General features: G+C 47.1%; 14 protein-coding genes. All 14 read left to right on the top strand.

Annotation, left to right across the window (positions count from 1 at the left end; genetic code table 11):
• Position 1 precedes the first annotated feature (1 nt).
• The 14 genes from LUCIF_RS16150 to spoIIM all read left to right on the top strand — a co-directional run bounded on the left by LUCIF_RS16150 (position 2) and on the right by spoIIM (position 13,949).
• Positions 2 to 460 (top strand): divergent PAP2 family protein, encoded by a 459-nt coding sequence (locus tag LUCIF_RS16150; RefSeq protein ID WP_122628922.1) that lies wholly within the window; start codon positions 2 to 4, stop codon positions 458 to 460.
• Positions 461 to 528: 68 nt separating this feature from the next.
• Positions 529 to 2,415: a 1-deoxy-D-xylulose-5-phosphate synthase gene (gene dxs / locus LUCIF_RS16145; protein WP_122628921.1), complete on the top strand. Its 1,887-nt coding sequence runs from the start codon at positions 529 to 531 to the stop codon at positions 2,413 to 2,415.
• Between the two features lie 2 nt (positions 2,416 to 2,417).
• Positions 2,418 to 3,221, top strand: a complete 804-nt coding sequence (locus tag LUCIF_RS16140) for a TlyA family RNA methyltransferase (RefSeq protein ID WP_122628920.1) — start codon at positions 2,418 to 2,420, stop codon at positions 3,219 to 3,221.
• 16 nt (positions 3,222 to 3,237) lie between these two features.
• Positions 3,238 to 4,110, top strand: coding sequence for an NAD(+)/NADH kinase (locus LUCIF_RS16135; protein ID WP_122628919.1), 873 nt, complete (start codon positions 3,238 to 3,240; stop codon positions 4,108 to 4,110).
• Entirely contained in the window at positions 4,094 to 4,690 is a 597-nt protein-coding gene (mnmM, locus tag LUCIF_RS16130; RefSeq protein ID WP_122628918.1) for a tRNA 5-(aminomethyl)-2-thiouridylate-methyltransferase MnmM, read from the top strand. The genes LUCIF_RS16135 and mnmM overlap by 17 nt, the downstream gene beginning before the upstream one ends.
• Entirely contained in the window at positions 4,668 to 5,114 is a 447-nt protein-coding gene (gene argR, locus LUCIF_RS16125; protein ID WP_122628917.1) for an arginine repressor, read from the top strand. Before mnmM ends, argR begins: the two co-directional genes overlap by 23 nt.
• Before the next feature lie 25 nt (positions 5,115 to 5,139).
• Positions 5,140 to 6,855, top strand: coding sequence for a DNA repair protein RecN (recN, locus tag LUCIF_RS16120; RefSeq protein ID WP_122628916.1), 1,716 nt, complete (start codon positions 5,140 to 5,142; stop codon positions 6,853 to 6,855).
• A gap of 168 nt (positions 6,856 to 7,023) precedes the next feature.
• A complete protein-coding gene (gene spoIVB / locus LUCIF_RS16115) occupies positions 7,024 to 8,376 on the top strand; it encodes a SpoIVB peptidase (RefSeq protein ID WP_122629079.1) in 1,353 nt (450 codons plus the stop codon).
• 203 nt (positions 8,377 to 8,579) lie between these two features.
• Complete coding sequence (gene spo0A, locus LUCIF_RS16110; protein ID WP_122628915.1) at positions 8,580 to 9,350, top strand: sporulation transcription factor Spo0A; 771 nt, start codon at positions 8,580 to 8,582, stop codon at positions 9,348 to 9,350.
• Positions 9,351 to 9,717: 367 nt separating this feature from the next.
• Positions 9,718 to 10,791: a butyrate kinase gene (gene buk / locus LUCIF_RS16105; RefSeq protein WP_122628914.1), complete on the top strand. Its 1,074-nt coding sequence runs from the start codon at positions 9,718 to 9,720 to the stop codon at positions 10,789 to 10,791.
• A 9-nt stretch (positions 10,792 to 10,800) separates the two neighbouring features.
• A complete protein-coding gene (locus tag LUCIF_RS16100; RefSeq protein WP_122628913.1) occupies positions 10,801 to 11,484 on the top strand; it encodes a nucleotide-binding protein in 684 nt (227 codons plus the stop codon).
• A gap of 32 nt (positions 11,485 to 11,516) precedes the next feature.
• On the top strand, positions 11,517 to 12,056 hold the full coding sequence (locus LUCIF_RS16095) for an NUDIX domain-containing protein (protein ID WP_122628912.1): 540 nt from the start codon (positions 11,517 to 11,519) through the stop codon (positions 12,054 to 12,056).
• Positions 12,053 to 13,255, top strand: a complete 1,203-nt coding sequence (locus LUCIF_RS16090; RefSeq protein ID WP_122628911.1) for an endonuclease Q family protein — start codon at positions 12,053 to 12,055, stop codon at positions 13,253 to 13,255. Before LUCIF_RS16095 ends, LUCIF_RS16090 begins: the two co-directional genes overlap by 4 nt.
• Before the next feature lie 52 nt (positions 13,256 to 13,307).
• Positions 13,308 to 13,949: a stage II sporulation protein M gene (spoIIM, locus tag LUCIF_RS16085; RefSeq protein ID WP_122628910.1), complete on the top strand. Its 642-nt coding sequence runs from the start codon at positions 13,308 to 13,310 to the stop codon at positions 13,947 to 13,949.
• Positions 13,950 to 14,032: the final 83 nt, after the last annotated feature.

Below are 14,032 nucleotides of genomic sequence, written 5' to 3'. Positions count from 1 at the left end.
TATGGGGAATTTTCTGGTGGCACTCAGCCAAAATATTATATTAGTCACAGTCGTGACGGCGTGGATTACTGCGCAGATTTTGAAGTTTTTTACGACCTATCTTAAAAATAAAGAAATTAATATTGAACGGCTCATTGGCGCCGGCGGCATGCCGAGTTCGCATACAGCCCTGGTTGTCAGCCTGGCGTCGGCCATCGGGTTTCATGACGGAGTGGAGTCTTCGCTGTTTACGGTGGCCGTAGTGTTAGCCGGCATAGTCATGTATGATGCCGCCGGAGTCCGTCATGCGGCCGGCAAGCAGGCGAAAGTGATCAACCAACTAGTGCGTGATTTGAAAGTGGAACATAAAATCCGGGATACCCGCCTGAAAGAATTATTGGGACATACACCGCTGGAAGTGCTTGGAGGTGCCTTGCTGGGGTTTGGCATTGCCTATGGGTTTCATTTATTTTACTGGTGATAAACAATGTGCGGGTGATATAATATAGCAGAGTGAATTTATGTCACTTTTGAATAGGGGGACCTTAATTGAATAGTCTGCTCGAAAGCATTGACCAACCGCAAAATTTAAAAAAACTTTCCCTTGCCCAGCTTGAAAAGCTCGCCGGAGAAATCCGCGGGCTTCTTATACATACGATAGCTTGCAACGGCGGCCATTTAGCGCCTAATTTGGGAGTTGTGGAGTTAACGCTGGCGCTTCATAAGACCTTTAACAGTCCGGTGGACAAAATCATCTGGGACGTGGGCCATCAATCGTATGTCCATAAAATTCTTACCGGCCGGCGGTCCCGTTTTTCTACCATTCGTCAGTGGGGCGGGCTGAGCGGATTTCCGAAACGTTGTGAAAGTGAACATGATATTTTCGGCACCGGCCATTCCAGTACGTCCATTTCTTCGGCTCTGGGTATCGCGCTGGCCCGGGATATCAGCGGTGACCGCTTTCATGTAATCGCCGTAATCGGGGATGGTTCCCTGACGGGCGGCCTGGCCTATGAGGCGCTGAATCATGCCGGCCATTTGGGGACTAATCTGACCGTTATTTTAAATGATAATGAAATGTCGATTGCCAAAAATGTAGGGGCCATGTCGGAATATCTTGCCAAAATGCGGACCGACCCGACCTATTCGCGGGTTAAGCGCGATGTGGAAATTTTACTGCGGCGGATCCCGGCGATTGGGGACAGTGTTGCCAAAACGGTCGAAAGAGTAAAGGACAGCCTGAAATATTTGGTGGTTCCCGGCGTGCTGTTTGAGGAACTGGGCTTTACCTATTTTGGTCCCATTGACGGACACAATATCGGTTTGTTATCGGATGTGCTGGAGAAGACCAAGGGGGTAAAAGGACCGGTTTTGGTTCATGTCGTCACCCGTAAAGGAAAAGGCTATGCGCCGGCGGAACGGAATGCGGATAAGTTTCATGGTATTAATCCGTTTTGTATTGAAACGGGAGAAGTAAAAGCAAAGGGCAATAAACCGACTTATACCCAGATTTTTGGTCAAACCATTGTTGAGCTGGCTGAGAAAAACAAAGATATTGTGGCTATAACAGCGGCGATGCCGGCAGGAACGGGTCTCAAAGCGTTTGCCGCTAAATTTCCGGAGCGTTTTTTTGATGTGGGCATAGCCGAACCGCATGCCATTACCATGGCCGCCGGCATGGCTGCCATGGGGAAACGTCCGGTTGTCGCCGTTTATTCGACCTTTATCCAGCGGGGCTACGATCATATTATCCACGATGTATGCCTGCAAAAACTACCTGTCGTTTTTGCCCTGGACAGGGCGGGTATTGTCGGGGAAGACGGGCCGACTCATCAAGGGGTGTTTGATATCTCCTGTTTGCGGCATATTCCCAATCTGGCCATAATGGCTCCCAAGGATGAGAATGAATTGCGGCATATGCTGTTTACGGCAACCATGGCCGACGGACCGGTTGTAATCCGGTATCCGCGCGGTGCAGGCATTGGCGTTCCGGTTGATGAGCCGCTAAAGAGGATTCCTTTTGGCAATGCCGAAGAAATAAGTCAAGGTGCCGATGTTGTTTTGCTGGCCTTCGGAGCGATGGTGGAGCCCTGTCTGGAGGCAAGTAAAGAAATGTCCGCCAAGGGGATCCGGGCCGGTGTGGTCAATGCCCGGTTTGTTAAACCGTTGGATGCACCGATGATTCGGCGGCTGGCACGGGATACCGGCATCATCGTGACGGTGGAGGATAATGTACTGGCCGGAGGATTTGGCTCGGCCGTGCTAGAATATATAAATAATCAAAGACTGGCTTGGGTGAAAATGTTAAGATTAGGCCTGCCGGACGCTTTTGTCGAACATGGTTCCCGCTCCCAGTTGCTTGCTGAATATGGTTTGGATGGAGCCGGGATCGCCAAATCCGTTATGTCATTTCTGCAGCAAGCCGGGGTGCGTTAAGTATGAAGGAGCGATTGGATGTAGTACTTACTAAACTGGGATTGGCACCAAGCCGCGAGAGGGCGAAAGCCTGCATTATGGCCGGCAAGGTTTTGGTTGACGGCCAGCGGGTGGATAAAGCCGGGCATATGGTTGCTGCGGATGCCAAGGTTATTCTTACGGGGGATAGCATCGGTTATGTAAGCCGGGGCGGACTGAAACTGGCGAAAGCGCTGCAATATTTTGCTATCAGCCTGGAAGAGAAAGTGATGCTGGATGTCGGCGCTTCAACCGGGGGATTTACCGATTGCGCCCTGAAAAATGGGGCAAAGCGGGTTTATGCGGTCGATGTCGGCTATGGACAGCTTGCCTGGTCGCTTAGAAATGACTCCCGCGTAGTCAATATGGAACGGACTAACATTCGTGAAGTTACGCCGGCAGATATAGATGACAATGTGGATTTTATTACGGTCGATGTAGCCTTCATTTCGCTGGTAAAGGTATTGCCGGTCCTAAAAAATATTTTACAGCCTCAAGGTCATATCATTGCGTTGATTAAACCCCAATTTGAAGCCGGCCGGGAAAAGGTCGGCAAAAAAGGGGTTGTAAGAGAACCCTCGGTTCATATTGAAGTGATACAAAAAGTTACAGCATCGGCCCGGTCATTTGCTTTTACTCCGATAGGCCTGACTTTTTCGCCGGTTAAAGGACCGGAAGGGAATATAGAATATTTGCTTTATCTACTGAATGATAACGCCGAAGACCGGCTTAGCGATGCACTTATCGAGGCTGTCGTCCAGGAAGCGCATGCCGCTTTGAAGGAATGATAAGGGGAGTTGTCGTTTGTTAACGGTTGGAGTATACCCAAATACTAAAAAAAGTAATGTACTGCCGGTACTTAGCCGGCTGGTGCAATATTTGCAAAAAAACAATATACCTGTTTTCCTTCCCGACGATTGTGCCCGGGAAATGCAGTTTCCCGATCTGGGGTGCCCCAGAGATAAAATGAAAAACGAAATTTCCGTAGGAATTACAATTGGCGGTGACGGGACACTGCTAAATACGGCCAGGGAAATTGCTCCCGGCAATGTTCCGGTCTGCGGTATTAATTTAGGGCAACTGGGGTTTTTGACGGAAGTGGAACCGGACGAATTGGAACACGCCATGGACAAACTGATTCAGGGGGACTTTCATATTGAGGAAAGATTAATGCTGGATTCCTTTATTATCCGCCAGGGCAAAGAGCAACAGTATTTTTCTTCGGCCTTGAATGATATTGTCGTGACGAAAGGCGGTTTTTCCCGTCTGATTCAATTGCTGCTTTATATTGACGGCGAATTAGCTGCGGAATATTCGGCAGATGGTCTGATTGTTGCCACGTCAACGGGGTCGACGGGATATTCCTTGTCGGCAGGCGGCCCGATTGTAAATCCTAACTTACGGGTAATGGTCTTAACTCCGATTTGTCCTCATACGCTTCATTCCCGGTCCCTGCTTATTGCCGACAAGGAGGAAATCCGGATCCAGGTGCAGGCGACCCATGAAGATGCCGTACTTACTGTGGATGGACAAAAAGTATATCATTTATTGCCGGAGGAGCAGGTAGCCGTTCGGTCTTCAAACTTTTCCGCCCGTTTTTTACGCTTGAACGGAAAAAGTTATTATGAAAGACTACGAACCAAATTACAGCGGGGAAATCATGATGAAATTCGCTAATGCCGTCAATATGGTCCATAACGTGCTGTTACCCCGGATATATACTGCCGGCTGCATGGTTGATGCGACGGCCGGCAACGGACGGGATACGGCCTTTTTAGCGGCCAATAGTCCTGATGACGCGCTCATATGGGCCTTTGACATCCAAAAGGAGGCACTGGAGAAGACTCGAACCTGTTTACAGGAGCAGGGGCAGGAAAAAAAGGTTCGTTTGATTCTGGACAGCCATGCCAATCTGCCGTTATATGTCCGCCAACCAATTGATGTAGCTATGTTCAATTTAGGCTATTTGCCGGGCGGAGCGCATCAGAATACCACCCAGGCCGATTCCACGCTGCAGGCCTTGGAAGCCGTGCTGACGCAGCTCAAAGCGGGAGGGCTGATTTCCATTGTGGCCTATCCCGGACATGCTGCCGGCAAGCTGGAACATGAGGCAGTCCGTCGCTATCTGTCCGTTTTACCGTCGCCTATCTTCGCCGTGGGTTCATGGAGCATGATTAACCAGGCTCACGAACCACCCGTAATGTTTTTAGTAGAAAAAGTAAGGAGTGAATTTCGTGAAAGGCCTGCGCCATGCTAAAATTAAACAAATTATTGAACAACAAATTATTGATACCCAGGAAGACTTGGCTGAAGCGTTGAAAAAAGAAGGAATTGAAGTAACTCAGGCCACTGTATCCAGAGATATTAAGGAATTGATGCTGATTAAAGTGCCGATCGGGGACGGACAATACCGTTATGCTTTTCCACCGGAACAAAATGCAGCGTTTGCGCAATCAAGGATGAGGACCTTTCAGGATTCCGTTTTATCAATTGATTTCAGCGGCAATATTATTGTCTTAAAAACACTGCCCGGTACCGCTCAGGCCGTCGCTTTTATGATCGACTATGTAAAATGGCCGGAAGTGCTTGGTACGGTGGCAGGGGATGATACAATCTTCGTGGCTGTTAAGCCGGTTGAAGTAGCCGAGCAGGTTGTAGCCAAGTTTCATGCTTTACTATAAGTGTTTCACACGGGAGAGGATGTAAGTGCTTAAATCGTTGACGGTAACTAATTTTGCGCTTATTGAACACGCCTTCGTCGAATTTGATCACGGACTTAATATCTTAACCGGAGAAACAGGCGCCGGTAAATCCATTTTAATTGACGCGCTGGGTATTCTTTTGGGCAATCGGGCATCCAGCGACCTAATACGTTCTCATTGTGATTATTTACAGGTAGAAGCGGTTTTTGATATAACCCGGGAAAAGCAGACGCAAAAAGTAGTTGAGGAACAGAATATTGTAATGGAGGACGATGGTATTCTGATTGTCAGCCGGCGCATAACCAGAAACGGTAAAAATTCCGTCGTCGTAAATGGTTGCCAGATTCCGCTGAATAGTTTACGCCAAATCGGCAGAACTTTGATTGATATGCAGGGACAGCATGAATATCAGGAATTGCTGCGGTCCGATTATTATTTATTACTGCTCGATAACTGGACGCCGGAGGGTAAAATTCTTGCCGGGCAGTATCGACAGCTATATTGCGAATGGTCGGATTTAAGAGATGAATTGGCCAGTGTTGAGACGAGTTCACGGGAACTGGCCCAGCGTTTTGACGTGTTGACCTGGCAGACGAATGAGATTGCGGCAGCAAAGCTACAAAAAAATGAAGAAGAAGACTTAGAAAATGAAATAAAACGATTGGCCAATGCGGAAAAGATTCTTAATGCGCTAAACAACGGCTACAATTTACTGAATCAGGGCGGAAAAGGAATGGCCGGTATTATTCCGGCTATGTCGGAAGTCAAACGGGAATTGGAGTTTGCTGCCCGGTATGATAGCCAGACGGAAAAGCAGGTGGCCCTTTTAACGGATATTTTATATCAATTGAAAGATGCTAGTCTGGAACTGCGTGAGCAGGTTGAGGCGGTCGAATTTAATCCCGACCGTTTGGCCGTATTGCAGGAACGGTTGGACCTTATCCACCGCTTAAAGCGAAAATATGGCGCAAGTGTTGACTCAATTCTTGCTTATTATAATGAGGCAATGGAAGAATGTTCGCAATTATCTAACATGGATGAACGGGTAACGGATTTAACCCGGAAACTGGCGGCAAAAACAGATGCACTCAATGAGATTGTCAATCGTCTAAGTGAAACCAGACAGAGTGCCGCCCGGGAAATTTCGCAGCAAATTTCGGTTCATCTGGCGGATCTAGGTATGACGAAGGCTAAAGTAAAATTTGAATTGGCTTTTAGTTCGCAGTTTACGCCAATCGGGCGAGATGAAGTCACGGTATGGTTTTCCGCGAATGAAGGCGAAGAATCCAAGCCGTTGCAGCGAATTGCATCCGGGGGGGAACTTTCCCGGATTGCTTTGGCGATTAAGACGGTAGCAGCGTACCGGGATGACATTACTACTATGGTTTTTGACGAAGTGGATGCCGGTATCGGTGGACGAACGGCCCAGATGGTGGGAGAAAAAATAGCCTTTTTGGCCGGTAACAGGCAGATTTTGTGTATCACTCATTTACCGGCCGTGGCCTGTATGGCCGATGCTCATATTTATATTGAAAAACGGACCGGGGACGGCCGGACCAGTACGGTCATTAAAAAACTGGATGAACCGGAACGGTTGCTGGAATTAACCCGGATGATCGCCGGCACCAATACTACGCAACTGGCAATTGAGAACGCTGCGCAAATGATTGAGCAGGCGTATCAAAAAAAAGAAAAATGGAAAAATAAAGCGCAATCTTAAGATTGCGCTATTATTACGGCTGAAACCGCTTAAAATCGCTATACAAGTCAATTAATACTATATATGCCGGAATAATCCCCGGAATTTTCGGGCATCTTTAATTTTGGGCAATTAAAATTGCCCGGATTGGGAAAGTCCAAATAAATGGCGGGGAGTGATGGCAAAAATATGACAAGAGTTAGTAAACGTTTTGTTGGGATTGGTATCGCTGTACTCATTGTTGCATTTTGTCTTTCGCCCCAGTTTCGCAGTATTTATAGTCTTCCTTCCCACATGCGGATTATCGAGGGCGAGAATGCTATAATAACGGTTTCGTTTCCCCTGACAATTAAAGTGGATTATGGCGCAGAAGCAGGCGGTGTAAAAGATTTTTTTACAGGAAAAGATTTTTCACGGCCTGTTTCTTTTGAACCGGTTAAAATTGGTAAAACGGAAATTAAATTTCAATTTTTAGGCATCATTCCCTTGCGAAGCGTTGAGGTGGACGTGCTGCCACCAATCAAGCTGATACCGGGCGGCCATTCGATTGGGGTTATATTGCATTCGCAAGGAGTTATTGTGGTGGGTAATTCACCGGTACCAACGGCGAACGGACAATATGCCATGCCTGCCAAAGAGGCGGGTGTTTCCGTCGGGGATGTGATCCTAAGCATTAACGGTACACCGGTTCACAGCGACACGCAGGTGGCGGAAATTATTGATGAGAATGGTAAAAAGGATCATGCCGTTGATTTATTAATTAAGCGCGGCAATCAAAAGTTACAAATGCATGTTACGCCGGTATTGTGTTCCGATACCAAACGATTCCGTATCGGTCTGTTTGTGCGGGACAGTGCCGCAGGTGTAGGGACATTAACCTTTTATGATCCGCATTCCCGCATATACGGTGCGCTGGGGCACATAATAACGGATAGTGACACCAATCAGCCGATTGATTGTGACCAGGGAAAAATTATATTGGCGACCGTATCCGGTATTCAACAGGGAAAGCGGGGGCAGCCGGGAGAAAAGATTGGGACGTTTATTGATGATAACGAACTTTTGGGAGATATTCAAAAAAATACTCCTTTTGGCATATATGGCCAGATGTTTACTCCCTTGAAAAATGAATTGTACAGTGATGGTGTTAGTGTTGCTTCGATGAGTCAGGTTCATACGGGCCCTGCTGAAATGTTGACCGTTGTGGATAACCAAAAGATCGAAAGATTCTCCATCGATATTGAAAAAGTTAATTTGCAGGAATACCCTGAAGGGAAAGGTTTGGTTATTAAAGTTACGGATCCGCGGTTATTGGCTAAAACAGGAGGGATTGTACAGGGAATGAGCGGCAGCCCGATTTTACAAAATAATAAATTGGTCGGTGCGGTGACGCATGTATTTGTCCATGACCCGACCAAAGGATACGGCTGTTTTATTGACTGGATGCTGATGGAAAGCGGTATTATTCCCAAAAAAGAAAGACAATCGGCCAGAAAGCTATTTACACTTTCCGGTCGTTTTTTTTTGGATCAGAAAGTATAACTTTTCGGGTTATTTCTATATAGATAAGGCATTCTTCCTAGATTCCCGAAAAGTAAAATACATTCTTTCCGCTTAAAGACCCCCTGGGTCTTTCTTGATAAAAAATAATTATACAAAATATGGATTTTTTTTCCAAGAAAGGAAGGAAATGCTGATGATTTGTCGAATTCCATTTTCATATAAAAATTTAGGGAGGATTATACATGATTAGGGATGCCATTAAGGTTGCTATCGCTGATGATAACAGGGAATTTTGCGGTATTATGCAGGAGTATCTTATGCAGCAGCCTGATATTGATTTAGTAGGGGTCGCTTATAATGGCGAACAGATTCTCACGCTTGTAGAAGAGAAAAAACCGGATGTCGTTATTCTCGATATTATAATGCCCCATCTCGATGGTCTCGGTGTCTTGGAGCGGATTAATGCCTTTACCGGCAAGCGCCCGAAAATCATTATGCTGACTGCATTCGGCCAGGAAAGTATAACGCAGCGGGTAGTGGAACTGGGGGCGGACTATTATATTTTAAAACCTTTTAATATGGAAGTGCTTGTGAATCGCATACGGCAACTGGCCAGTACGATTACTGCCCAGCGGCCGATTGTAGCCCAGGCCATAAAGGCCCGTCCGATTGATGTGGAAGTGACCAATATTATCCGGGAAATCGGCATTCCTGCCCATATTAAAGGTTATCAGTATTTAAGAGATGCAATTATGATGATTATTAATGAAGTGGAATTACTCGGGGCGGTTACGAAAGTTCTTTATCCTATGATTGCGGAAAAATATTCCACCACGCCGAGCCGCGTCGAGCGGGCCATCCGGCATGCCATTGAAGTGGCCTGGGGACGCGGTAATGTGGAAATGATTAACCGGATTTTTGGTTATACCGTAAAGTTGGATAAGGGGAAGCCCACCAACTCTGAATTTATGGCTATGATTGCCGATAAATTGAGAATGGAAATGAGAGCATAACAAGAAGAACCGCTGCGCGGTCTTTTGGTTCATGGCGCAGGGCTCAGAGCGCGGGGAAACCAGTCCGAAATCATAGGGGCATAGTCTTTATCCATACGCAAGGCTCAGGGCGTGGAAGAACTCGTCTGAAGCAATTTTCTCTTAAAATTAAGCCACCTGTTTATGCAGGCGGCTTTTTTCTACGAAAAAGCCATTAGTATTTTTCTGCTAGGCAAGCGTTTTGTAACTGATTTTTCCTGCGCCCCGAGCCCTGCGCCCCGAGCCCTGCGCCCCGAGCCGGAAAACCGCGTTAGCGGTTTTTCTCATAGAAGGATTTTGTCCTTGTAAAATGAATAAACTAACTAAAGAGATTACAGGAGGGGCCTACGTGCATAAACAATTTAAGATTTTAGCGGTAAATCCCGGTTCAACCTCGACAAAGATCGGCCTATTTGCCGATGAACAATGTCTTTATGAACAGACGATCCGGCATGAGCGGGCGGAACTGTCCCAGTTTGCCGAGATCAATCATCAGTATGATTTTCGCCTGAACATGGTCGAAAAAACACTAAGGGAACAAAACGTAGATATTCGGGAATTGGCTGCTGTTGTTGGCCGGGGAGGACCCTTAAAACCAATAGCCGGCGGTACATACCTGGTAAATGACCGGATGTGTGAAGATTTGCGAAAAGGAATTCAGACCCAGCACGCTTCCAATCTGGGTGGCTTAATTGCCCGCGGTATTGCTGACAAAGCCGGCATTCCGGCTTTTATTGTTGATCCGGTCAGTGTTGATGAGATGGAACCGTTGGCGAAAATTACCGGTGTACCGGAGATAAGCCGCCGCAGCTTGTTCCATGCTCTAAACCTTAAAGCGGCTGCCCACCGGGCGGCAATAGAGCTGAAAGTGAGTTATGAGCGATTAACCATGATCATGGTCCATCTTGGCGGCGGTATTTCCGTCGGGGTTCAATCGCAGGGGAAAATGATTGATGTAGCCAATCCGAATGAATCAGGGCCATTTTCACCCGAAAGAGCCGGGGCCGTGCCCACCGGTGATTTGGTAAAATTGTGTTATGCCGGTGTATATAGCTTGGCGGAAATGCAAAAAAAACTGATCGGAAACGGTGGCTTAGTTGCCCATTTGGGGACAAGTGACGGCCGGGAAATTGAAGCAAGAATAGCAGCCGGTGACAGGCAGGCGGCCTTAATTTATGAGGCCATGGCTTATCAGGTGGCAAAAGAGATCGGCGCTATGGCCACAGTGGTGAGCGGAGACGTAGATGCGATTGTTTTGACCGGCGGACTGGCTCATTCCCAATTGTTAACCGGCTGGATTACCAAACGAGTCGATTATTTAGGTAAAGTACTTGTCTATCCTGGGGAAGACGAACTCATGGCACTGGTGGAGGGAACTTTACGTGTGTTGCGGCAGGAGGAGACGGCCCGTGAATATGACTAGGAGGCAGAAATGGATATGCAAGAGCAATTAGCAGGGCAGAAACGGATTGCCGTTTTTGTCGGTGAGTTCGGCAGCGGCAAAACGGAAGTGTCCGTGAATTATGCGGTGCAATTAAAGCGGGCTGGCTTTAAGACGGCCATTGTTGATATGGATTTAGTCAAACCCTATTTTCGAACCCGGGAAAACCGGGATTTATTGGAACAACAGCATATCCGGGTGAGCGCGGCGGATAACCGCTTAGCCAATGCCGATTTACCCGTGTTGCCCTCCGAATTGAATCAATTGTTGTATGACGAGGATTATCAGGTTGTTATTGATGTCGGCGGCAGCGAAGCGGCAATCGTTTTAGGCCGGTTTCAGCGTCAACTGGCGGAAGTTTCCTATGCTGCCATGATGGTTATTAATATATACCGTCCGTTTAGTCAAACCGTGGAAGATATCGTAGCGGCCATAGACCGGATTCAAAAGACGGCCCGTATATCTATTTCGGGTTTAATCAGTAATGCCAATTTGGCGGCGGAAACTACGGCAGAGCATATTTACGCCGGTATTTCTCTCGTAGAAAAGGTGGTGGAAAAGACGGGAATACCCATTATGAGGGTGGTGATTCCGCAGTGGCTGCAGCAGGAAATTACTACCAAATATCCTGTGTTATTGTTGGAGCGGTATACGCATTATCCGTATATGGAATAATTAAAAATATATGAGTATGAGGAGAAAAGGGAATGGAACAGATCAATTTGGAAGAACGGTTTGTGGAGTCGAAAAAAATATTTTCCGGTAAGATTTTAACGCTGCGGCTGGATTCGGTCGTTTTACCGAATGGTAAGCCGGCCACGCGGGAGGTCATTGAGCATCCGGGAGCGGTCGCAATCGTTCCGGTGACCGCTGCGGGAGAGATTGTTCTAGTGCGCCAATATCGCCACGCCGTAGGCAAATTATTATTGGAAATCCCGGCGGGCAAACTGGATGCCGGTGAGAGTCCCGATACCTGTGCACATAGAGAATTAGAGGAAGAGACCGGTTACGTCGCCGCTATAATGCAAAGACTGACCAGCATTGAAACCACTCCCGGCTTCAGCAATGAAATCATTCATATTTTTGTCGCCCGGGAACTGCGGTCGACGCAGCAGCATCCGGACGAGGATGAATTTTTAAATGTTGAACTATACTCCCGGGACGCAGTGCGGGAAATGATCAGCGACGGTACGATTACGGACGCTAAAACCATAGTCGGGTTGATGCTGGCGGGAATCACGCTGTGAAGCACTACTTTGTCGATTTACACGTACATGTGGGGATGACCGAATGCGGCAAATGGGTAAAGATACCAACATCCCGGCTGTTGACGGTCCGTAATATTCTGGAGAAGGCGGCGCGGCAAAAGGGACTGCATCTGCTGGGCATTGTTGACGCGTTGTCCCCTTTGGTAATCTCCGACATAGAACGGTTGATTGAGGAAGGAAAGCTTGTTCCTTATACCGGTGGCGGTTATTGCTTTGAAAACAAGATTTCTTTGCTGTTAGGGGCTGAAATTGAAACGGCGGAAGAAGACGGCGGACTATCCCATACACTCATTTTTTTGCCCGATTTAAATAGCATGAAGTCATTTTCCGAATACATGGCGCAATTTATCCGGAATATTAATTTAAGTTCGCAAAATGCGCATATGCCTTTAAGCAAACTGATTCATATTGCCGGCGGGTTATTCGAGGCCGTAATTATTCCGGCCCATGTGTTTACTCCCTTCAAGGGCCTGTATGGCGCCTGCACGGCCAGGATGGCCACTATTTTGTCAGATAAAGAAATGCAAAAGATAGCCGCCGTGGAACTCGGCCTTAGTGCAGACAGCGACATGGCGGACCGGATTGAAGAATTGCAGTCCTTTACCTTCGTATCGGATTCGGATGCTCATTCTTTGGCCAAAATAGCCCGGGAGTACAATGTGATGAATTTGGCCCGGCCGGACTTTGCAGAATGCCGGGCTGCTTTAACCGTTCGAAATGGCCGCAGTGTTGTCGCCAATTACGGACTGGATCCGCGATTGGGAAAATATCATCATACATTTTGCAATGCTTGCGGTTTTCAAGGCGGCGGGGCAGGGATATCATTTTGCCCGGAGTGCGGCAGTAAAAAGATTACCCGGGGAGTTCTTAACCGGATTCATCAGATTGCTGATTTTTCCCTTCCCCGGCATCCCGCCAACCGGCCACCGTATCATTATCAAATCCCCTTAGAATTCATACCGGGGCTGGGACCCAGGGCATTGGATAAATTACTTGCTATTTTCGGGACGGAAATGAATGTGATTCATTATGCCGACTATGAGGCAATTGCTGCCGTGGCAGGTGAGGGGGTAGCCCGCCATATTGCGGCGGCCCGTTCAGGGAGTGCAGCTATTGTTGCCGGCGGCGGCGGAATTTATGGAAAGCTGGAACGCAAAAAGAACCCGGTAAAGGAATAACCCTAGTTTATGGAGCATACATTGTAACAGGTACATGCAGGGAGGAAAACAAATGCTGGGTTATTTTCGGCAATGCATCTTAAATCATTTGCGGTCGAATATAGTTGCTTATTTTTTTATTATTTTAATCTTTATTATTGGCGTTGTCGTAGGAGCCTTAGCGGCAAAAAGCCTGCCCGATGAGCCGAAAAATGAGCTGATCGGTTATTTACAGGTCTTTTTTCAGGGACTTAGCCAGAATCCGGCGGCACCCAATAATGCTACTATGTTTAGTTCTGTTTTATATAATAATCTAAAGTCTGTGGGATTGATGTGGATTTTGGGTTTTACCGTTATTGGCCTGCCGGCTGTTCTGTTTATCGTGTTTACCCGTGGCTTTGTTATTGGATTCACAGTTGGTTTTTTAGTGAACGAATACATTGTACGGGGACTGGTCTTTGCCTTAGCTTCCGTATTGCCGCATAATTTTTTGGCCGTTCCCGCAGTTCTGGTAACCGGTGTAGCGGCAACCAGTTTTTCTTTATTGCTGGTGCGTCATAAGCTCCAGGGAAGAATCAATTTGTTATATGAGACGGTTACTTATACGGTTTTGTGTGCGGGGATGCTGGCTTTAATGGTGTTGGCGTCGGTAATTGAAGTCTATGTTTCGCCTGTATTCATGAAAATGCTTGCCAGTTTACTATTAAAGGAATAGGGTCAGGACTGTAAAAATTTCAGCAGTCTTGACTTTTTTTATACGAATAAACTGCTAGGTAAAGGAATATGTATGATATTAAG

Source organism: Allolucifera butyrica (assembly GCF_900476375.1).
In the GTDB taxonomy this organism is placed as follows: Bacteria; Bacillota; Negativicutes; order Sporomusales; family UPPP01; genus Lucifera; species Lucifera butyrica.
The sequence above is the reverse complement of the archived record's forward strand: the minus strand, read 5'-3'. Positions and strand labels throughout refer to the sequence as shown.